This window comes from Leptospiraceae bacterium, from assembly GCA_015075105.1.
Lineage (GTDB): Bacteria > Spirochaetota > Leptospiria > Leptospirales > Leptospiraceae > JABWCC01.
Map to the genome: position 1 here is coordinate 25,003 of JABTUZ010000002.1, position 22,351 is coordinate 47,353.

Consider the following 22,351-nt stretch of genomic DNA (forward strand, 5'->3'; position numbering starts at 1 on the left):
CTGCAAAGTAAATATCTTTCAGAAACTGTATTGGGCAAATAGATTGAGAATTTGTCTAGTGCCGAGTTGTGGCCCGTTCAGGTGTTGGTGGAACGGTGCTCCGGCTTCAAACCCAAAACGAAATCCCTGAAAGATTCCTCCAGTTACAAAAAAGTTAAATCCTAAAAATGCATCTGACCTTGTTCCGCCTTGTTTAAAAGGATCATTTTGAGGATCCATTTTCGGATCTAATGAAGTATCTGAGCCTAATAAATTTTCCCAAGTTTGTTTTTGCACCCGAACAGAAATACTCCAGAAATCAAATATCAAAAATGAAAGCCATGTTGACCCTTCATATCTATTTCCAAATCTATAATTATTTTCATTTTTGCCCATTCGAAGATACGCTTGAGTAAAGAGTCCCCATGACAACCGTTTATAATTTCCATTATAGCTAAACTGTGGCTGAAGACTGAATGTACCTGTACCCAGTTGCATATTGTAAGGAACCTTTTGTTTACCCATCATAGGCATCCAGTCTCTTTCATCGTTAGAGCCTGTAGGCATTAAAAGCCCCATCCCCCAAAATAGAGAATGATTTTCATTATGAAAAAAACGATATGCAGCACTGAAACTAACGTCCCCTACTCCACCAGAACTCATAGGTGCTTTATCAAAATTACTGGAAATCATTGTCATTGTATTTCTAACAACCGGGACCATAAACATAATCATCCAGTTCTCTGTTACATTTGTCATTAAACTTGCCATGTGCATTTCCATTACCATATCTCCCGGTACAGACATATAATGGTATGAGTTTGGATTCATTATAGGAAAAACATTCCCGAGTGATGAACCTGTAATCAGACTACCTGAAGGCATTTGAACTGAAGGATCGTGTTGTTGATAATAAAGAGTCGCGTATTCATTAATAGATTTCTTTCCATTCATAAGTCCGTACATATTCATACCCATATATCGATAATCTATCATCCAAGACCCAACTTCATGTGCATGAGGAGCCATGATGCCGGCCGGAGAAACTGCATCAGCTCTATTGTGCATAGCGTGTGACGCATGGTTGTGATGACCGTGGTGATCATGATCACCTTCTCCGGATTTCAACTGAACATCTTTTACTTGGAATTCAATTTTTTCTATTTGACCATTATCAAAGGTAAGAATTATATTTTTTTTTTCTCCAAGTTTAAGAGGATTTTTAATACCGATTAACATGATATGTAGTCCACCAGGTTTTAATTCAGTCGAACCATTTGCCTTAATTAGAATAGTTTCTACCTGACGCATTTTCATTACACCCGACTCCATGGTCATAGTGTGCATTTCAACTACTTTAGAAATATCAGACTCTACTTTAATCAGACTAACGTCCGAGATAGAATTATTTTTTATAGTCAGAAAAGCCGCAGAATTCGGACTCACAGGGGGCACGTGTTTTATATATGCGTTTTCAATGATTATATTATTATCTTTTCCGAAAATCGAAAAAGATAAAAAGAAAAGTAACAAAATAACTTTTTTTTTCATAGTATTTTTTCTCCTAAGAAACATATAGTTTCAAAATTTTTTTAAATTTGTTTTATACGGTAAATTTCCGATTTTTTAAAAAAAAATTTAGGAGATAGGAGGTCTTTCTATTGAACTTAAAATCACATCTACTAAAAAATGGTGTGCTTCTTTGATAGTTTCACCCTTCAATAATACAATTTTATAGAGACTTTCAAAATTTTGAATAAACACAAACTGTGCTAAAAAATCATTCATCTTTTTCAAAATGGAGCCATTTTTACACGTACAAACGTGGGCTGAAGATTTTTTTTTATGACAATCTGGAATTGAATTCAAGTCGGATTGAGTGAACTTAGTGTTCACCTCATGCTTTTCAAATTCTGAATTATGATTGCACTGACATACAAATACAAAAACTATCAATTCAGAACTATGGAGATTTTGTAAAAGTAAACTATAAGAAATTAAGACAATTGCGACTAATGCTGAAAATTGTTTCCATATTTTTGCAAGAAATCTAAACTGGGTAGTTATGAATTTATTAAAACTCAAGTGAAATAAATTTGTGATATAGGCTTTTTCTATTTTTAATAATACGATATTTTTCACAAAAATGACTCTCAATACTATTTTTTATTTTTCGCTCGACCGGTCATCTTATTTTTTCATTTATTCTTTATTCGTGTTGAATGAAAAACCTTTTCCTATAATCTTGGATTTGTGAATATTCGCATTGATTTCTTTTTTTGCCTGATTTTCTCTTTAAGTCTATTTCAGATTCATTGTAATAATTTTTACTCCACAAATTACAAAAATACCATAATCGCCATTGAGAATAATACTCAGTGCGATTTACAAAAAGGAAAATGTGAATTTGAAATTTCTAAAGAGAATACAATCTGGTTAGAATTTTTTCCGAAACCAATTGTTCCAAACAACAAACACAGAGCAATTCTACACATTCAAAATTTAGAATGGACTCCTAAGGAAATAGATTTTATCGGAGTCGATATGGAAATGAGTTTTAATAGGCCTGAATGGAAAAGAAAAAGTCCACACGAATTCACTACTGATTTTGTAATCGAGTCTTGTGCGTCAGGCGAAATCCGATGGAAAGCTCTTGTTCTTCTTCAAAACAATGACAACAAATTGTACGGAATTCCGTTTTATTTCAAAGCAGGAAGTAAAAAAAGATAAATTTGATCAGGAGAAATATGAAAAATTTTTACATTACACTAATTTTGCTGTTACTCTTCTTTGGATGCAAAAAAACCACAGAAGTCGAATTAAAAACACGTCCGATCGGAGGCGATTTTCAACTGCAATCGGAATTAGGGGCTTATTCTCTCACACAATCGAGGGGAAAGGTCGTGCTGATTTATTTTGGATTCACCTCTTGTCCTGATGTCTGCCCTACCACGCTTTCCAATGCTTCTCAAGCTTTTAAAAATTTAAAACCCAACGAAATAAAAAACACCCTTATGTTATTTATCACTGTTGACCCGGAGAGGGATACTTTAAATAAATTGCAGGAGTATTCAAAATTTTTCCATCCACAAATACTTGCACTTACTGGTTCTGTAGAAGATATTCGAAAAGCAGCTTCTCTGTATGGTGCGACATTTAGGAAACAAGAGCTTTCCTCTCATTTAGGCTATACAATGGATCATACTACCAGCGTGTTTGTGGTGAACAAAGAAGGGAAGTTAGTTGGATCTATTCCTCACGGATCATCACCCGATGAGTTCAAGACCGCAATTCGAAAAGCATTAAATTAAAAATCCCCTTTTAGAATATTCTCGGTTTAAGTTTTGCCATAGAGTTTTTTTTAAATTATTTTTCCCTATGGCAAATTATTTTTATCCTTACTCTGTTTCGGAAAGAATTGTTCCTACAGTAAATGAAGTAATTGTTGCGCCATTTAATACAAAACCAATTTTTGATCCGGAGGTATAGACTGGAACATTCATCATCTGCATTATCGGGTAATACATCATGCTTCCTCTTTCAGTGCTGGAAACACTTGAACATGCTTTATCCCAGCCATTCATATAACGCATTCCTGTCGCCGTATATTGAAAATCTAAACAATAAGTATAGGCAGTATTTGCATTGGAAATCGGTGCAGAGACAGAACTTCCCTTGCTTGTATTTGCAAATGATCCATCAGCCGATTTTTTGTACTGTGCTTGAGCACCAGCAGCCAATCTATAAGTTGGCCCGCTTAAAGCAAGACTAGTTCCAGACCCATAAGCAATCACATCTATATAACCGGAAGAGTTGTTGATTGTGAATGTTACTTCTACGCTTGTTCCTCCTTTAGATTGGTCTAATGAAATATCCCCGGTACTTCCGATCAACGAAGAAGTCGAAGTACCTGTTGCGCCTAACGTTATCCCTGATGACGATAAACCGATTGTGGCAAACCCGGCAGCATCACAAGCACTAATAGAATACTTTGTTCTGGCAGAGTTAGGGACTTGAGTCAACTTACTGGTGATAGCACTAACTGAAGAAGTTGTACAATTTGGATTTGTAATACCGTTACTCGCTAAAAGTAGCGCTAAAATCGAAGTATTATCATCATTCTCTTTAGTTTTCATTATTCCACAATAATTAAGTGAAAGCATTGCTAATATAGCAAAAATAGTTATAGTTCTTTTCATAAAATTCCTTTAGAAACTTTTCCATTAAGTTTCCGTTAAATATAATCTTTTGCGTCATTGTTAAAATACAATCGGTAGCCTGACGAAACCCCGATAATAATTCATGTTATTACTTTTCTGAAATAACTCTTCGCCACATAGAATTACTTGCAGCGAAGAGTACTAAAAAAATTTTCTTGGCTGTGAAAATTTTTAAATGATTGTATTAGAAATTTTTTGGAGGCTCATCTGGGATTTGTGAATGACCGTTTAACAAATTGTTTGAATCGCTGGCAAAAGCGATAGATGATTCTATTTGAGGTGTAAACGAAAATGCAAATATTAGAAAATTAGGATTCATCGACTGAGATTGGATTGAATTAGATGAATGCTTCTTCTTGGTACAACTACACTTATGGGTTTCATTATTTTTTGCCGAATGACAATTTGGAAATTCTTTATTCTCTTCAATTTGAAGTTTTTCTGTTTTGGATTGAAAAATTAAATCTTCAGGACTGCTACTCACTGAATTGTGAATCTCTTTATCTGAAGAGTGGTTGCATTCGCAAATTTGAGATTGAAAGTACAAACTACTCGCAAAAATTCCACTCTCAATAAACACTACCTTGCAAAAGAAAATCAAAACCATTCCAAAGGTTTTCAATAAATGAAGCGGTTTCTGGAATTTCTTACTCATAGACTTTCTTTTTAAGTTTTTCAAGATATATTTACTATAGCAAATTTAAACATTTTGTCTTTGATATTTGTCAAGCGAAAACAAAAAATCCTCAAACCTTATATTCCTGAATTAAATGAATAATAAAGCTGATTAAGCCACTGAATACATAAAATATAATGATCCCGTAAAGTATCCAAGGGAATTTAGTCCACCCCACTGCAAACACCAAAATAATGAACCCGGTCAAAACAATAAATATTTTAGAGCGTGAAAATTTTCCTCTCATGGCTACTTGAGGCTTTGAATATTTAATCGTAGATACCATTAGAATTGCTACCAAAATAAAACCTGCAATTGAGATCCAGTTTGGGATTTGAGATACATTGAAACTAATCGGAAATAGTGCGACTAACACTCCGGCAACAGGAGATGGAAGTCCGGTAAATGAGCCCGGGTCGTGTGCCACAGTAAAACGAGCCAATCTGTAAGCTGCACAAATCGGAAAAATTGCAGCGACGAGCATCCCATAAGGTAAGAAATCAGGCATTCCGTAAAAATCCATTTTATAATCTTCTAAAATCATTTTATACATCAAATGACCCGGCGCAATCCCAAAGGTAGTCAGATCGGCTAAGGTGTCTAACTCTGCACCGAGATCACTCGTAGCGTTTAAAGCGCGAGCAGCCATCCCGTCAAACCCATCAAAAAGTGCCGCTAGAATAATGAAAAAACCAGACAATAAAAATATTTGAGAATTTCCAGTTCCGTCCTTAGTCACTTCGGAAGCGATAAGAATCGAAACAAAACCCATAGTAAGATTTCCAAGTGACAGAGTATTTGGAATCCAAGAAAGTTTAATCTTCATAAATTTATTCCTCACGAACAGAGCTGACTTTGAAATCCAAGGGGCTCGTTATTCCTTTTTTTAATAAATAATATCCAAGGCAGGCAACCATTGCTCCGTTATCTGTGCATAGTATTTTTCTATTTGGCATTGTTAATCGAAAATTTATTTTTTCCGAAAAATTTTGCAATCTTTTTCTAAGGGTAGAATTTGCAGCAACCCCTCCTGCAACTACTACTTCTCTGATTTTAGTAAGAGCGACTGCACGCTTGATATTTTTTTCAACCAAGTGGAAAGCAGTTTCTTGGAAATGATAACAGATTTTTTCTATTTCGCTTAGGTAGTTTGGATTTTTTTTTAGATAATACAACACGGCGGTTTTTAACCCGCTATACGAAAATAAAATTTTCCCAAGAGGTAAATCTTTTAGCAATTCAGGAAAAATTGCAGACTCATTAAGATCGGGGGTGTATTTATTAGCAAGTTTTTCTATTTCAGGCCCTCCGGGGTAGTTGAGGTTCAATAGGGTGGCTACCTTATCAAAAGCCTCACCGAGAGCGTCGTCTCTTGTGTCACCGATTAGTTTCATTTTTCCGAAATCCTCGACTTGAAAAATTGCAGAATTTCCACCCGATAGCAGTACTCCGAGATAGGGGAATTTTGGGTTTTTCTCTTCTAATCGAACTACATTCAGATGGGCTTCCAAGTGATCTAAGGCAATTAACGGAATTTTTAGAGATAAGCTCAAACACCTTGCTAACTGTGCCCCGATAATTAAAGAGCCAAGTAATCCTGGGTATGCAGTTACGGCAACATATTCTATTTCTTTTAAACTTACCTTTGATTCATTTAGAATAGATTCCAATATAGAGTTAATTTTTTCGAGGTGTGCTCTCGATGCAATCTCAGGAACTACTCCTCCATAGCTCGAATGCAAATCCACTTGGCTGTAAACTTTTAAAGCAATTTCCTTTTTGCCGTCTTCTACAATTCCTATTGAAGTTTCATCGCAACTTGTTTCAATTCCAAGTCCAAGCATGGCTCAATTGGAAGAGATCAATTCTATGGCTTTTTTCAATTGAGGGTCGAACTCTAAGTCAACCAAAGGAGCTTTTTTCCCAATCCCTATCTCTCTTTTTAAAAGTAACCGTGAGATTTTATCGGATACATTGTATTTTTTTTGTTTCAAAATATTTTGAAACTTTTTAATATTTTCAACGTTGTAGTCCGGATTTTCAGTTATAAATTTCTTTAATATCCCTTCTTTAAAAACCTTGTCCATGTAAAATCTATCGTCGTCTGCAGGGGTCAGCTGATTCACTACTACATCCGGTGATATACCTTTTCCGTGAATAGACACACCACTCGGAGTGTAGTATTTTTGAATAGTGATCGCTACACCGGTTTTATGAGGCAAAGGATAAATATTTTGTACAGAGCCTTTTCCAAATGATTGGTTTCCTAAAATTTTTCCTCTTTTATTATCCTGAACTGCCCCGGCTAAGATCTCGGCAGCGCTCGCCGACCCGTTGTTTATAAGTATTGCAAGTGGAATTTCTGTGTATTTTTTTCCTGTAGATTTAGAACGAAATACTTTTACAAGCTCGCCTCCTCGGCCTTTTACAGATACTATATCCAGATTCGGTTTTAAAAAATAATCAGACATTTCCACTGCAAGGTCGAGCAGTCCTCCCGGGTTATTTCGTAAATCTAAAATAATTCCTTTTGCTTTTCTTTTATCTACGAACTCATCCATAATTGTTTCAAATTCTTTCGTGGTACTTTCCTTTCCCATGAATTGAGACAAACGAATGTAGCCGATTTTTTCTTTTTCTAAAAATTGTGACTTGAGATAATCTATTTTAATCAGTTCTCTTGTAAGCGTAAGTGAAATAGGATTGTGAAGATTTTTTCTGATAATTTTTAAAGAAATTGGTGTTCCAACCTGACCTCTCATCATTTTAATAGCATCCGTTAAACCCATTTTCTCTGTAGGCTTTCCGTTTATCTCAACGATTCTGTCTTGTGGTTGAATCCCTGCCTTAGAAGCTGGAGTGTCATCAATCGGAGTGATTACAAAAAGCGATCCGTTAGAATACGAAACCTCAATACCAAGCCCCCCAAAACTACCTCTTGTCTCATTTTGAAGTTCCTTGAATTCTTCTTCATTTAAAAATCGAGAATGAGGATCGCCCAAGCTGGAGATAACCCCTCGAATGGCTCCTGTGTACAAAGACTTTTCATCCACCTTCTCTACATAGTCTGTTTCGATAAAAGCTATTACTTCATGAAAAATCTGTAGGTATTTTTCAGACTCTTCAGAAATTGCTTTTGCGCGTTGAATAGAAAATGCAGATACACACAATAAAACAAATACTAGGGAAATCCAGAGAATTCTTTCTTTAATCTTCATGCCTTTGTTCCAGTCTTTCAAATAATTTTGGATGAGAAATTTTTAACTTTAACTTTACTTTTTGTTGATCTAATCTAAAAACTTTGCATACTTCTAAAAAAATTTCTCGATCCGTTTTCAGCTTCATCCCTTCTTCTTGATTCAAATTTTGTATGAACCGAGTTACTGAAATCCTTTCAACAAGTTTATTTATATCGGAGTCTGTTACTTCTCTTTTGACAGGAGCACAAAAATTAATAAATACAAACATAAATACAAATAGACTAAATTTCATAAAAATACATTAAACCTTTATACAATTTTTAGGGATAGCAAAAATTTGAATAGAATTTTACGAAATAGATTTAAGTTTGAAACAATTTTCTAAACTATTTCAGTTCCTGCAAATTGGTTGTCGTATAGCTTTTTGTACACTCCATTTTGCTCTAAAAGAGAATCGTGATTTCCTTTTTCTACAATTTTTCCATTTTCCATTACAAGTATAGTTGGAATTCTTCGTATTGTGGAAAGTCTGTGAGCAATTACAAATGTAGTTCTATTTTTAAAGAGCCTTTCTAAAGCCTTGTTTACCAATTTTTCGGATTCAACATCGAGTGCACTTGTTGCCTCATCAAGAATCATGATTTCGGGATTTCTGAGAAGTGCACGAGCAATCACAAGTCTTTGTCTTTGACCTCCCGATAAATTCAAACCTCGAATTCCAAGAACACTGTCATATCCATTTTCCATTTCTAAAATAAAGTCATGTGCATGAGCCAACCTTGCAGCGCGAATGATTTCTTTTCTTGTGGACTCTGGTCTTCCGCAAGCGATATTGTCTGCAACACTTCCGTGGAACAGAAAAATATCTTGTGTCACTATTCCGATTTTTTTTCTTAGCTCGATTAGACTCAAATTTCTAATATCAATTCCATCGAATAAAATAGATCCTTGAGTAGGGTCAAAAAATCTAGGGATTAAGTCCATTAAGGAGGATTTGCCACTACCACTCGTCCCTACAAGTGCAACTGTTTCTCCTACTTTCACTTTCAGGTCAATCCCTTTGATTACCTCTTGACTATTTCCGTGATAAGAAAATCTTAAATTGTTAAATTCGATCGAATCTTGTAATTTTTCAAGAACTTGAACAGAGCCAACCTCGTGCCTTTCCCCACGTAAATCCATTAACTCAAAAATTCTATTTCCCGAAACGATTGCTTGGGTAATTTTCCCCACCATCTGAGAAAGCTGGGTCAGTGGTCTAAGTAAAAATAAAAGCGTTAGTAGAAATGCCATAAACTCACCTTGAGTAAATCTACCCGAATAGATTAGCTTTGCACCAATAGCAAAAAATCCCATCACTACCATAGAAGAGCTTAACTCTACAAGGCTTGGAGCGATTTGTACATAAAACTGACCTTTGAAGTTTCTTCTATAGACTTTATTGTTAATATCAGAAAACTTTTCAGTTTCTAATTTCTCCATAGAAAAAGTTTTAATCACTTTTACACCAGAGATTATCTCTTGGATATGTGCGTTTAAGTCCGCGATTCTTTCTTGAGATTTTGTTGTGGACTTTGTGATTTTCCTAGTGAATAGAGTTACAGGAAAAATAACAATCGGTACAGTGAGGGATGCTGTTATGAGTAGCTCTGTATTCAAATACAATAGTATAATCAGATGAGTAACTACATAAAAAAAATTAATAATTGCATCTCTTAGATTGCTGGAAATAACTGCTGCGACTACCTCAACATCATTTACTATTCGGCTCATAAGCAAACCGGTCTTTTCTCTATAAAAGTACGTTAGTGGTAATAGTTGGGTTTTTTCAAATAGTTCTTGGCGTATATCTCTAACAGCCTTGTATCCCGTTGTAGCTATGCAATACACCGACAATAAAAAAGTAATCAATTTCAAAAAGTACAGTGGAACGATTGCCTTACAAACTGCCCAAACTACTTCTCTCGGTTCCATGTCTTTTGCTTTTTCGTTCACCCATTCTTTTGCAATGATGATGATTTTCTTGGATCGTTCCAATCCGTCTAAAGAATCGGATCCGAAAATTCTTTCTTTTAATAATATATTTTTTTCAGGAAGGGTTAGCTCCAATTTCAGCCTTGTTTTTTTTTCTGCTCCAAGAGAATCAAAAAGAGGGATTAATGCAGTTAAAGAAGCTGCATTCAATAAGGCTGTAAATAAGGCAAATACAACTCCTATTGTAAATCTGGTCTTGTATCGAAAAGAGTAAGATAGAAGTCTAAAAAAGGTTTTCAGAAGTTTGGTCCTTCTATCCCCTTTCCGTCGTTCAGGAATTTAGAGATAATCACTCTTTGAATTTGTGAAGTCCCTTCATAAATCTGAAAAATTTTTGAATCACGCATCAGTTTTTCTACAGGATATTCTGTATTGTATCCATATCCACCAAAAATCTGAACTGCATCTGTGCATATCCTTACACACATATCTGCACAAAATGCTTTTGCAATAGAAGCTTGATACGTGTTTTTATATCCATTGTCCATGAGCCAAGCAGCCTGCCAACAAAGTAGTCTTCCAGCTTCCACATCTCTCGCCATTTCTGCCAATAAGAAACTCACTCCTTGGTTTGCAGATACTGGTTTTCCGAATGCGTTACGTGTATTCGCATAACGAATGGAATGCTCCATAGCAGACCTTGCTACACCCACAGCACCTATGGCAACTGCGGGTCTTGTATGGTCAAAAGCACCCATGGCTATTTTAAACCCATCGCCCTCGTTTCCTACCATCTGGCTCTTGTGTACTTTTACATCTTCAAAGGTTACACCTCTTGTATCAGAGCACCTTTGACCCATGTTCTTTTCTTTTTTGCCTATGATGACTCCGGAACTTTTTGAATCTATAATAAACCCTGTCATTCCCTTATGTCCGGCTGCCGGGTCTGTATTAGTCAATACAAACATCCAATCAGACACTCCAGCATTTGTGATCCACATTTTAGATCCGTTTACTATGTATTCGTCACCCACTCTTTTTGCAGTAGTTCGAATAGAGGCAACATCTGATCCAGCACCGGGCTCAGTCACTGCATAAGCAGCCAATTGAAACTCTGAAGTCATGGGCTGTACAAATTTTTTCAAAAGCTCTTCGCTAGCGCCCATTAACACAGGTGCGAGTGCGAGATTATTTGCAAGTATGGCAGTAGCCATTCCTGAACAAGCAGCGTTCAATTCTTCAACAATGATTACCTCGTCTAAGTCCTTCATTTCAGCACCGTTAAACCGTGAAGGAATGTGGAGGTTCATTAGACCCACCTCCCACGCTTTTTTTAGAATAGCCATCGGGTATTCTCCGGTTTGGTCATGAAATTCGGCTTTCGGGATCATTTCATTTTTCCCGAAATCTCTTGCCATATCTCTTAGAGCTTTTTGCTCATCTGTCATCGAAAAATTTATCATCCTACTTCCTCTACAAAAACAGATTCCTAAATGGATCTGGCTACAAGCTCAGCTATATCTTCAACTTTTACGTTTTCTGTCTTACCCGCAGCTTTCACCCCATCCGAAATCATTGTAATGCAGAATGGACAAGCCGTCGCAATCGTTGAAGCTTCTGTATCGAGTAATTGCCCTGTTCTTTTGTTGTTGATTCGGTCGTTGTTTTGCTCTTCCATCCACATTTGAGCACCACCCGCACCACAACAAAGCCCCTTTTCATGGTGATCAATCGGCTCACTCACTTGCTGTCCGGTAACTGCAGCTACTACATCTCTCGGGTGACTATAGTTATCGTTGTATCTTCCTATGTAACAAGAATCGTGGTAGGTATATTTTCCTGCCTTCATATCCTGTGAAACTGAAATGTCCAATTTCTTTTCCTGAATCAACTGATTGATTAGCTCGCTATGGTGAATCACTTCGTAGTTTCCTCCAAATTGAGGATACTCATTTTTAATCGTATTAAAACCATGAGGACATGCAGTCACAATCTTTTTCACATTGTATCTGTTTAGTGTATCCACATTGGTTTGAGCAAGAGTTTGATAGAGGTATTCGTTTCCTCCTCTTCTTGCAGAATCTCCTGTACAATTTTCTTCTGTTCCAAGAATTCCAAACTTCACATTGGCCTTCTGTAATATCTTTACAAAGGATCTCGCAATGTTTTTATTTCTTTCGTCAAAAGCCCCAGCACAACCAACCCAATAGAGTATATCTACATTAGGGTCTTCTGCTAAAGTTTTTACTCCGAGATCAGCCGCCCAATCCGCACGGGTGTGAGCACCGACTCCCCAAGGGTTAGAATTATTTTCCATATTTGTAAATGCCAATTGAAGCTCTTGAGGAAATTTAGACTCCGCAAGAACTAAATGTTTTCTCATTTCCATAATTGCACTTACGTGGTTGTTACCTACAGGACAGGCTTGCACACAAGCGTAGCAAGAAGTGCAACCCCATATCTCTTCTTCAGAAATATAACTTCCGATTACACCTGTTTCCATGCCCATAATTTCTTCTGCAGTTTTGCCTGATTTTTTTGCAGACATTACTTCAGGCATTTTTTCCATCAGAGAATGCTTTAAGTCAACGATGATCTTTTTAGGATTGAGTAATTTTCCTGTACGATTGGCAGGGCACTGAATTTGACATCTTCCGCACTCGATACAAGCCAATCCGTCTAATAAATTCGGCCAAGGGAAGTCTTGAATCTTATTCGATCCCCAAGGAGTATTTTCGTCTTCGAGATTTGTTTTAAAAAGCGCACCCTTAGGAGTATCGCTAAATAAGAAAAAATTAATAGGTGCAAAAATCAAGTGACCGTGTTTGGAAGTAGGTACATACAACATGAATGAGAACACCGTAAGAATGTGCCCCCACCAGAAAATTCGATAGAATACATCAGCCGTTTCACCAGTAACTCCGATTGCAGTAAAAAAGCTCGCAATCCCGTCAGCAATCACTGAAGAGTGAGAAGAACTACTGTATTTAAATCCAGCTTGTTTTGCACCTTCCCCCAAAAGAGTCGAAATCATAAGGGTAGCTATTAAAGAAATCACTATTGCAGACGCTCTTGATGGAATATCTAAACCTTTTGCTTTTGTAATCCATCTTCTCCAAGCAAAAAATCCAAGACCGGTAAGAACTAAAAAAGATACCCACTGAACCATGGTTTCATAAGTGTGTGCTACATCGGTAGAAATAAGCCCTGCGAGAGAAAACTGATATGGGTCGTCCATTCCCCAACCAAATACACCTGCGATCATCTGGCTTGTAGTATGAATTGTATAAACTATGAAACCGTAAAAAATAAAAGCGTGCATGATCCCGCGAAGTGGTTCTTGAAATAATTTTTTCTGCAATATTACATTGAAAAAAACACTTTTTAATCTAAAACTCAGGTTGGGGTATTTTTTAAAATCCTCTGTACCTGTTGCATCTCTACCTGTGAAGGTAAGTTCGAGTCTGTAAAGAATCGCACGAATAAAGACATAATTTGCTATTATAAAAAAAACCGTAAAAGATACGTGGAATAAGATTCTAAGTGTTGTATTTTCCAAGGTGAGCTTCCTTATAAGAAATTTAGAACTATTTCAATCGCTTAAGGATTGATATGGCCTTTTCCTAAGAAAAAATAATCTTCATGTGTGTCGATTCATTTTTCATGGCACAAAAAAACAAATTTCAAAAATAATTCTTTCATTGAGATTGATTTTCAAAAACTTGTTGAATAACATATACTGATATAGTATGAGGGATATTGGATGAGACTTGTTTCTTTTTATTTCATAATTATTTTTTCGCTGATTGCCTCGAATTTTTGCAGTAACCCAATTCAGAAAAAATTAAAAGAACTGCAAAAGTGCAAAGCGACCCTAAAATATTCCAAAATCATCCAAGCTAAGATGCTACTCTTCCCGCCCGTACCTAAAATTTTCTTTAAAGCCGGTGTAGATATTTCCAATAACAACGAAGTAGAGGTAGCAATAGACAAGTTCGATTTTACGGTATATTTGAATAATCCAGAAGAAGGGAAAAAACTGCCCCTTGCCTACGTTACCTCTCCCGAGTCCTACAAAATCCCTCCCTTGACTGCGCAAACTATCGAAATAGACTTAGAAACACTATTTGAAAAAAGTAAGGGAGAAAATGTATTAGAAATCGCAAGTACGGTTATGAAAAAAGGGCTGACCACAGGTGAGTTGGAGCTACTAATTGAAGGGACTATAGAATTCAGCACCTCACTTGGAAATTTTAACATACCGTTCAGCCAAATTACAAAATCCAAGATTAAGTTTTAGTGATTAAAGATTTTAAATCAAAGATTTTTTCCTAAAAATATTCAGGGTTTTTAAGTTTGAAGCATGGCAATACAAAATTGGTAGCGAAAGAGCGTCTTTGTTTACAGAGCCAAGGCTTGATTTATATATTTTTAAAAATAGCAAATCAAACACTCGATACGAATATCGTTTTACTTGACAGCAAAAAATGAAAACTTAAAATTTATTTATGACTACTACACTACTTCAAAATAGAGATTTGTGGGAGAAATGGTTTTGAATCCAGTATGAGCCGAAAAGGAAACTGCTGGGACAATTCTGTTGCAGAATCTTTTTTCAAGGCTTTAAAGTTTGAAGAAAAATTTGTGACTTAAAAATCTGTCCACTAAAACGGGTACACCGTTTAGAGTAACCGACGTTGCCGGAATGCGAAGGTCTGAGGAACTCAAGACCGAAGCATGTAGGCAATGTCTCCGAGCCAACCGTATGACTAGCAAGTCCTGTGACTGAACGGATGGCGCGCAAACTTGCTCCGGTTCCTGAGCCTCATCTTTTCGAGGCGTATCGAAGGACTGCAAGTTTCGTGACAGTAGTGAAGGCACTGGACTTGCGATAACTTTCCAAATAAACTAAAAAATTCCACTTAAACAACCAGCGGCTCGGAGCAAGAAGCCACATTTTCTCGTGGCTTCGCAGTGGCTAATCTTTGTTAGATGCTGTTTTTTGCTACAATTACTATGAAGATTTCCCCCATGACTTCTTCTCTTTAAATTATCACTTGAAATAACTTACTTCAAATAATTGTTGTCACAGTCTCATATAAACTAACGAGGCAATTTTGTCTCATCCTGAATTTTGTTCCGTGATTATGACCAGTTCTTGCATCAAAGTCTACTAAAATATTTCCGCTTTCGATTGCTTGTAAAAAACCTTCGAAACTAAATTTCTGTAACATCATCACTTTGCTGTAATTGTAAAATTCTTTTCCTTTTACTTTTTTTACTTCTGCTTGAACATAAAAACAATTTAAAAGCTTTGTTCCAACAATACTGGCTAAGTCATCGAAGCCCCAATAAGGTTGTGGATTTAATTCTTTCAAACCCACTTTTGCTTTTACTGTTTTTAACCAGTCAGAATGTTTTTCAAGTGAAACTAATTTTGAATCAAAGGATATTAGGATTTTCTTTTCTTCTCGATTAATTTTTACGATAAAGCCTCTATCACTAGCGGATAATCCATGTATGGTTTGTCTAAAACTGGTCTTGCCCCCTAAAACTGGAATACAAAAAAAGGGGATAAAGGAGACTTGATAATATGATAAGAAGAAATAACTATGGCAAAGAATTTAAGGAACAAATAGTAATGGAAATTTTGTCCGGGCAGAGTTCCGTTTCGCAAATAGCTCAAAGGGAAAAGGTAAATCCTCAAACAATCCGAAATTGGAGAAATGAGATAGATACAGGAAAGTTTGAACAAAATAATCAAACCGAATTTGCTTTAAGGAAACGAGTCGCAGAATTGGAAGGTGCACTTGCCAACCTTGCGTTAGATAATCACATTTTAAAAAAAGCCCAAAAATATCTGCAAGACTGGAAGCAAAAAGAGAAATTATCAGGAAGTATCTCGCACCAGAATTTGGAATTGTAAAAAGCTGTAAAGCTTTGGAGATCAGTATCTCTTCCTTTTATTACCAATCGGATGCAAAGATTAAAAGAAAACAGGAGGATAAGCAACTAATAGAAAAGATTGAAGCATATCTGGATTTAATGCCTCAATCAGGTTACAGGTCTGTCACTTATTTTCTGAGAAATGATATGAAAATCAATCATAAGCGAGTTTACAGGATCATGCATGAAAACCTTTTAAAATGCAGTCCGAAGAGGGCTTATCATCATGCGACCACGGATTCAAAACATAACCTGAAAAAATATCCAAATCTTCTTAAGGACAAGTCAATTAATCATGCACGAGTAATAGTTGGTGATGTTACTTTTTTTGATGTTCAGGGGAAAAATCATTATCTGGCATCACTAATGGATATGGAAAACAGAGAGGTCATCGGACGAGCTGTTTCTGATAAACTTAATAGTGAACTTGTCAGGTCTGCATTTGAGTCGGCTCTCATGAACAGAGGAAGTCTCGAAGGTTACATTCATCATACTGATTCTGATAGAAGATATTGTTCGCATGAATATATAGAACTTCTGAACAATTCCAAAATACAAATTTCAATGTGTCTTGGTAATGCATATGAAAATGCACACGCAGAATCTTTTAATAAAACTATCAAGTATCAAGAGATAAATATCTCCTGTTATGCTGATAAAATTGAAGCAGCCAAAAGTATTTTTCAATTTATTGATCGGTACAATTCAATCAGACCTCATTCAGCTTTAGGAGGACTATCTCCTCTGCAATTTAAAAATAAACAAAAAATATGATTTTTTTCTTTACAGTTTTAGGGGGGCACTTCAAACTCATTTCATCTTTGGAATATTTCTGTCCTGCTTCTTTGTGTTTCCAGCCATAATTTGGTAACAATACTAGTGGAACAAATTTTATCGCTCTCGGTGATGGTTCTGTATGAAATAAAGTTGTTAATGATGTTGTATTTATTCGCTGAGATTTTAATTCCCATTCTGCTGCGTTTGGAATTGGTAGGTTATTTTCTGTTATCCCCAATAAATCTTCTAACGTGTTTCCAATTCCACCTTGATTTCCGTGTCTTGTATTCTTAATCCAACCAGTATTTGCAATTTTCTTTAATTCTTCAATTAATTTTTCTTTTGTATATATTTTCATTTTGTCGTACTGAATAATGATAAATACTCTGCTTTCGATGTTAAACAATTCATTCCATTTTCCTTAATCCTTCTTTCTGACATTTCACAATAGTCGGGAGATAACTCTATTCCGATATAATTTCTATTTAATGCTTTAGAGACTAATGCCGTTGTGCCGCTCCCAGAAAAAGGGTCTAATATTAGCTCTGCACTTGTAGAAGAAATAATTCTTTCTATTAAAGCTACAGGAAAAGGTGCAGGATGGAAGGTGTAATTAATTTTGTGTAAATATCTTTTACTCCGAAAATAAAAGAGGGTAAAGAATATGGCAAAAACAAAATCCAGAAAAGACGAGCTCCTTGAAGAGTTGATCAAGGAATACAAAAATCCTGAAGAATTGATCGGTGAAAATGGTCTTCTGAAAGAATTAACCAAAGCTATAGTCGAGAAGGCTATGCGGCAGGAACTGACCCATGAATTGGGTTATGAAAAACATTCTCGGCAAAATGGTGCCGGCAATTCCCGCAATGGTTTTTCGAAAAAGACTATCAAGGGCGATTTTGGAAACCTGGAAATCGACGTTCCCAGAGACCGGAATTCCGAATTTGAACCGAAGATAATCAAGAAAAACCAGACCCATTGGAATGGATTTGATGATAAAATAATTTCTATGTATGCGCGAGGAATGACGACACGCGACATCCAGGCTCATCTTCAGGAAATCTATCAGGTTGAAGTTTCTCCTGATCTGATCTCCACAGTAACAGATGGTGTAATCGAAGAAGTAGTAAAATGGCAGACCAGACCTATTGATTCAATCTATCCGATTATTTATCTTGATGCATTGAGGGTCAAAATTAGAGACGATGGTCAGGTCAAAAACAAGGCTGTTCATATGGCTATCGGCGTCAATATGAACGGTTTAAAAGAGGTTTTGGGCTTCTGGATTGAAGAAAATGAAGGATCCAAGTTCTGGCTCCAAATCCTGACTGAACTAAAAAACCGTGGGTTGCAGGATATATTGATTGCCTGTGTTGATGGACTTACCGGTTTTCCGGAAGCGATTAAAACTATTTATCCAAATGCCGAAGTTCAGCTTTGTATCGTTCATATGGTCAGAAATTCTCTGAAGTATGTTTCCTTTAAAAATCGAAAAGAGCTTTCATCTGACTTGAAAAAAATCTATCGTGCAGTGAACGTTGAGGAAGCAAAATTAAAACTTCAGGAATTTTCTAAAAAATGGGATTCAAAATATCCGATGATTTCAAAATCCTGGGAAAACAGATGGAATGAGATAATTCCTTTTCTTGCCTATCCGGCAGAAATCAGAAAAGTAATTTACACAACCAATGCAATCGAGTCTTTGAATATGACGCTTCGAAAAGTGATCAAAAACCGGGCTTCATTTCCCAATGATGATGCGGCAAAAAAACTGTTGTATCTGGCTCTGCAGAATGCATCAAAAAAATGGACCATGCCTATCCGGGATTGGGGTGCTGCGATTAATCAGTTTGCAATAAATTTTGAAGGGAGAATGGAAATTTAAACGGAAAAGGATTTTACACAAAATTTCCTACACCCTCGCAGGATGTTCATTTTTCATTTCTTGAGTAAATTCCCATACATCTCCAACAGCGTTTGCTTTTGGAACTAATTTAAATTTTGGTTTAGCGATCAAGTAAATTACTTCATAAGTTGGCAGAAAATATCCGGGATTAAAATTTATTCCTCCTTTTCTACGCCAAATTATAATTTGTCTCACAGGAAATCCATTCACTATATTTTGTCTATCTTGGAGTATACCATCCTGAACTCTCCATTTATGATTGTAAAAAATAGCTCCATCATCTTTTATCAATCGAAACATTTCAGTTAAACAATTACGCTGCCAAGCTTCATATTCATCATGGGGCATACAATCATCATAATGACTATACCCATTGATGAGTGCGGCTCCTGCCCATTTGCCGCTTCGACCATCTTTCATTCCATTGCCAGTTGAGTTTTTTAGATTATAGGGTGGAGAAGTAACAACTAAATCTAAGGATTCATCTGGCATTTCTTTCATAACTTCTATAGAATCCCCGCATATTATTTTATTGATAAAGTCTTTTGGATATTTTAAATTCTTTTTCAATATTTTTTCCTCCTCTATTTTCTTAAAAATTATTTTTAGTAAAAACTCAACGAGTTCAATTTTTCCGAAAAAGACATAATAATTTTACTCTAAAACAAAAATCATTTCTAAGGAAAGTATTTTTTAGCAAAACTATACAAGTTTAAATCTAGGTTTCTCTAGTTTATTTTGTTAGCTTGATACAAATATTTCTAAAACCAACATTTCTTGACCGAGAATGTGTCATGGGGGCAAGAAGTAGAAAGGTCTGAGCAAAAGATGGCACATAACTCACTTTAAAGTAATATTTTTCTATTCTTGCCTTCTGATATATGATAAAAAAATATCGCAATAGAAATAGATTTCTTTCTAAATTTACAGAAAAAGTCCTAAAATTGTACTAAACGTGTAATTCACCGAAAACGATGGAGATCCCACATTTTTGCACGAAAAGTGCAACATCTGCACTAAAAGCGAAAAATCAAAACCTCTAACGAAAAAAAAATCTAACTTCTCTATTTTTGTCACCATTCCACAGATTAGTTCCTACATTATTGGAAGAGTTTAGTTGTAAATTAGACTATTCAAGGAAGCCAAGTTGATTAAATAGCAAATGGCTATTCCAGCTGATCGTCACCTTGAAAAAGATTTTTGTATTTTTTCTTTTTAGGTAGAGTCAAGGGAATTGGCTTTGATTTTTTTTCTTCCACAGGTTCTACTGCCACCCCAAGATGGTCTTGGCAAATCTCAGTAGGAATTGTTCCTTTTACAAAATATTCATCAATAGTTTTAGTACATTGAACTCCCGGAAGTTTTCCAGAAATTGCACAAACTTTTTTTGTTATCACATTGATATCGCCAAAATCAAATTGTTTGGTTGACTCCCCCAACAATGCGTTCTGCATAAAGCGGCCCCAGATCGGTGCAGCTACAACACCTCCCGACATTCCTCTTCCAAGGCTAATTGTTCCGGTATCAAATCCAAGCCAAACAGAGCTGACGAGCTCCGGTGTATAGCCAACGAACCAAGCATCACGAAAGTTATTTGTTGTACCAGTCTTACCTGCGGCCGGTCTCCTTAATCCGTAAGAAAGCGCACTTTTTCCTGTACCTTTTCTAATAACGTCTTCCATCATAGAAGTCATTATAAAACTTACTTCAGGCGAAATAATTTGTTTTCTTGTCCGTTTATTGTGCTCAATACGAAAATCTTGAATTACTTTCCCTTTATCATCTGTAATGTATAATACACTAATCGGAAAGACCTCTTTCCCTTTGCTTGCAAAAGCAGCGTAAGCGCGAGTTAGCTCATAAGGAGTTACTTCAAATGCACCAAGGGAAACCGAATAATTATGAGGGATTTCTCTTCCTCCATCTAATTGAAGCATAGCTTTTAAAGAAGGCATTATTTTTGACAGACCAACGTGTTCAACCACTCTGACAGCCACAGAATTTTTTGAACTTTCTAAAGCTGAACGTAATCGAGTAAACCCGGAATACTCATCGCTATAATTTTCCGGAGTCCATTCATCTCCATCATCCATTAAATATTGAATCGGAGAATCTAAAAATATAGTTGCTGCGGTTACATTTTTTTTAGGGTCAGGGTTTTGAAAATAATTGTCCATCGTTGCTGCATAAACTAAAGGTTTAAAAGAAGATCCGGGCTGCCTATAGGCTTGAACTGGTCTAATTTGTTGATTGTCGGAGCGAAAACCGGAACCACCTACAAGTGCCGTAATATATCCCGTATCAGGGCGCATACTAATGATTCCCCCTTCTACAGGAAGTAGGTGATCTTGAGTATTTTGTTTAATAAAATTAAAATCAATTATCTCCCCCACATTTTCAGAGCCGGTTAAGAGATTGAGCATAGCCAAATTATCTCTATAGTCTTCCTGATAAGAGCTTCTAAATGTTCTCTCCATTCTGGAAATCTTAAATTTAAAATCAGACAAATCAAAAAGATTAGAAATAATATCATAAGCCTGACCATACTCTTTATCAAAAATTTCTACATTTTTAAATGAGCGTTGGTTAGACATTTCTGTTTGGCGAGTAAGTCCAGCCTGAAGAGCTTTTTCAGCTTCAGTTTGATGACGAATATTAAGAGTCGAGTAGATTTTGAAACCACCACTATACAGTTTATTTGTGTTTATCGTTTTATTCAAATTTTTTCGGACATACTCTGTGAAATACGGAAAACGATTTAATCTATCAGAAAACGCTGAATCATTTGGAGATCTATTCAAAGTCATATAGTAATCGGCAAACTTGGAATACTCTTCTTCTGCAGTTTGAATATCCATCTTCCCTGTCTCTATAAGTTTCATAAATACGATTCTAACCTTATTATTAGAAACAATCGGATTTACAAGAGGGCTAAATTCTTTTGGTCTGGTAGTCAAGCTGGACAATAACGCTGCTTCCCCCCAAGTAAGGTCATTTAGATCTTTACGGAAATAAAATCTTGCAGCAGCCCCTGCGCCTAACGTCCCGTGACCAAGGGGAATTTCGTTGAGATACATCTCCATAATAGTATCTTTGTCGTAAACCATTTCCATTAAAAATGCAAGCCACACTTCTCTTGCTTTTCTTAAAAATGACCTCTCGATACTGAGGAACTTTATTCTTGTAACTTGCTGCGTTATGGTGGATGCACCTTCCCTGATTTTTCCGGCAATTAGATTCACCGCGAAAGCTCTAAAAATTCCTCTAAAATCTACTCCCGTATGAGAATAAAAATTATTATCCTCAGTTGACAAGAAGCACTGAATCAGATTGTGTCTTTTGTCTTTTCCTGAAGATTCTGGTTTCAAGGAATGGATAGGAACTACTACTCTAGAAAATTTATAAAATTCAGCAATTGGTTCATATTCATTTTTGGAATTAATTCCATAAAGAATAGATGGTCTTTCGTAATCATTTGCTTTTTGAATTTTAAAAAAATCGGTAGGAGATGCGACAATGAGAAGAATATTTAGAAAACATAGTATAGAAGCTATCGCTACGAGTTTTCCAAAATCATTTTCTTTACACCCGAAAAAAGTAAGCGTGTCTCTAAATTTTGTGATAATTAATCGGCTGAGTAGATTCGGAGATTCATTTTGTTTCATTATGAAAA

At 36.0% G+C, this 22,351-nt stretch carries 20 protein-coding genes and 1 pseudogene; 6 read left to right on the forward strand and 15 right to left on the reverse strand.

Going from position 1 to position 22,351, the window contains the following annotated elements:
• Window positions 1-18: 18 nt before the first annotated feature.
• Window positions 19-1,530, reverse strand: a complete 1,512-nt coding sequence (locus HS129_10045; GenBank protein ID MBE7412381.1) for a copper chaperone PCu(A)C — start codon at window positions 1,528-1,530, stop codon at window positions 19-21.
• Window positions 1,531-1,617: 87 nt separating this feature from the next.
• The gene (locus tag HS129_10050; protein ID MBE7412382.1) at window positions 1,618-2,121 is read right to left on the reverse strand and encodes a hypothetical protein; all 504 of its coding nucleotides are present in this window, start codon (window positions 2,119-2,121) and stop codon (window positions 1,618-1,620) included.
• A gap of 111 nt (window positions 2,122-2,232) precedes the next feature.
• Here HS129_10050 and HS129_10055 point away from each other — a divergent pair, with 111 nt between their 5' ends.
• Entirely contained in the window at window positions 2,233-2,709 is a 477-nt protein-coding gene (locus tag HS129_10055; GenBank protein MBE7412383.1) for a hypothetical protein, read from the forward strand.
• A 17-nt stretch (window positions 2,710-2,726) separates the two neighbouring features.
• Entirely contained in the window at window positions 2,727-3,290 is a 564-nt protein-coding gene (locus tag HS129_10060; protein ID MBE7412384.1) for an SCO family protein, read from the forward strand.
• An 87-nt stretch (window positions 3,291-3,377) separates the two neighbouring features.
• Here HS129_10060 and HS129_10065 read toward each other — a convergent pair whose 3' ends face one another.
• The 8 genes and pseudogenes from HS129_10065 to HS129_10100 all read right to left on the reverse strand — a co-directional run bounded on the left by HS129_10065 (window position 3,378) and on the right by HS129_10100 (window position 13,608).
• The gene (locus tag HS129_10065) at window positions 3,378-4,178 is read right to left on the reverse strand and encodes a hypothetical protein (GenBank protein MBE7412385.1); all 801 of its coding nucleotides are present in this window, start codon (window positions 4,176-4,178) and stop codon (window positions 3,378-3,380) included.
• 205 nt (window positions 4,179-4,383) lie between these two features.
• Window positions 4,384-4,854, reverse strand: coding sequence for a hypothetical protein (locus tag HS129_10070; protein MBE7412386.1), 471 nt, complete (start codon window positions 4,852-4,854; stop codon window positions 4,384-4,386).
• A 91-nt stretch (window positions 4,855-4,945) separates the two neighbouring features.
• Entirely contained in the window at window positions 4,946-5,701 is a 756-nt protein-coding gene (locus tag HS129_10075) for a CDP-alcohol phosphatidyltransferase family protein (GenBank protein MBE7412387.1), read from the reverse strand.
• Between the two features lie 4 nt (window positions 5,702-5,705).
• Window positions 5,706-8,093 (reverse strand): annotated as a pseudogene (tsaD, locus tag HS129_10080) (tRNA (adenosine(37)-N6)-threonylcarbamoyltransferase complex transferase subunit TsaD).
• Window positions 8,083-8,367 carry a hypothetical protein gene (locus tag HS129_10085; GenBank protein MBE7412388.1) on the reverse strand — a complete coding sequence of 95 codons (285 nt, stop codon included), beginning with the start codon at window positions 8,365-8,367 and terminating at the stop codon, window positions 8,083-8,085. Before HS129_10085 ends, tsaD begins: the two are co-directional and overlap by 11 nt.
• 89 nt (window positions 8,368-8,456) lie before the next feature.
• Window positions 8,457-10,349, reverse strand: a complete 1,893-nt coding sequence (locus HS129_10090) for an ABC transporter ATP-binding protein (GenBank protein MBE7412389.1) — start codon at window positions 10,347-10,349, stop codon at window positions 8,457-8,459.
• Window positions 10,346-11,509, reverse strand: a complete 1,164-nt coding sequence (locus tag HS129_10095) for an acyl-CoA dehydrogenase family protein (GenBank protein ID MBE7412390.1) — start codon at window positions 11,507-11,509, stop codon at window positions 10,346-10,348. Before HS129_10095 ends, HS129_10090 begins: the two co-directional genes overlap by 4 nt.
• Before the next feature lie 29 nt (window positions 11,510-11,538).
• Complete coding sequence (locus HS129_10100; protein ID MBE7412391.1) at window positions 11,539-13,608, reverse strand: (Fe-S)-binding protein; 2,070 nt, start codon at window positions 13,606-13,608, stop codon at window positions 11,539-11,541.
• 204 nt (window positions 13,609-13,812) lie between these two features.
• Between HS129_10100 and HS129_10105 the strand changes: the two genes are divergently transcribed.
• Window positions 13,813-14,349 (forward strand): LEA type 2 family protein, encoded by a 537-nt coding sequence (locus HS129_10105; protein MBE7412392.1) that lies wholly within the window; start codon window positions 13,813-13,815, stop codon window positions 14,347-14,349.
• A 772-nt stretch (window positions 14,350-15,121) separates the two neighbouring features.
• On the opposite strand, the gene HS129_10110 is transcribed toward HS129_10105, so the two are convergent.
• The gene (locus HS129_10110) at window positions 15,122-15,673 is read right to left on the reverse strand and encodes a hypothetical protein (protein MBE7412393.1); all 552 of its coding nucleotides are present in this window, start codon (window positions 15,671-15,673) and stop codon (window positions 15,122-15,124) included.
• Between HS129_10110 and HS129_10115 the strand changes: the two genes are divergently transcribed.
• Window positions 15,643-15,975, forward strand: a complete 333-nt coding sequence (locus tag HS129_10115; GenBank protein MBE7412394.1) for a transposase — start codon at window positions 15,643-15,645, stop codon at window positions 15,973-15,975. The two genes, HS129_10110 and HS129_10115, sit on opposite strands and share 31 nt — an antisense overlap.
• Window positions 15,906-16,769 (forward strand): IS3 family transposase, encoded by an 864-nt coding sequence (locus HS129_10120; protein MBE7412395.1) that lies wholly within the window; start codon window positions 15,906-15,908, stop codon window positions 16,767-16,769. The genes HS129_10115 and HS129_10120 overlap by 70 nt, the downstream gene beginning before the upstream one ends.
• On the opposite strand, the gene HS129_10125 is transcribed toward HS129_10120, so the two are convergent.
• Window positions 16,747-17,130 carry a hypothetical protein gene (locus HS129_10125; protein MBE7412396.1) on the reverse strand — a complete coding sequence of 128 codons (384 nt, stop codon included), beginning with the start codon at window positions 17,128-17,130 and terminating at the stop codon, window positions 16,747-16,749. The two genes, HS129_10120 and HS129_10125, sit on opposite strands and share 23 nt — an antisense overlap.
• Window positions 17,127-17,552 (reverse strand): site-specific DNA-methyltransferase, encoded by a 426-nt coding sequence (locus HS129_10130; protein MBE7412397.1) that lies wholly within the window; start codon window positions 17,550-17,552, stop codon window positions 17,127-17,129. The genes HS129_10125 and HS129_10130 overlap by 4 nt, the downstream gene beginning before the upstream one ends.
• Between HS129_10130 and HS129_10135 the strand changes: the two genes are divergently transcribed.
• Entirely contained in the window at window positions 17,437-18,657 is a 1,221-nt protein-coding gene (locus tag HS129_10135) for an IS256 family transposase (GenBank protein MBE7412398.1), read from the forward strand. The genes HS129_10130 and HS129_10135 overlap by 116 nt on opposite strands.
• Window positions 18,658-18,684: 27 nt before the next feature.
• Here HS129_10135 and HS129_10140 read toward each other — a convergent pair whose 3' ends face one another.
• Together HS129_10140 and HS129_10145 are read right to left on the reverse strand one after the other, a co-directional pair.
• Window positions 18,685-19,179: a site-specific DNA-methyltransferase gene (locus HS129_10140; protein MBE7412399.1), complete on the reverse strand. Its 495-nt coding sequence runs from the start codon at window positions 19,177-19,179 to the stop codon at window positions 18,685-18,687.
• A gap of 665 nt (window positions 19,180-19,844) precedes the next feature.
• Complete coding sequence (locus tag HS129_10145; GenBank protein ID MBE7412400.1) at window positions 19,845-22,343, reverse strand: PBP1A family penicillin-binding protein; 2,499 nt, start codon at window positions 22,341-22,343, stop codon at window positions 19,845-19,847.
• Between the last annotated feature and the right edge of the window lie 8 nt (window positions 22,344-22,351).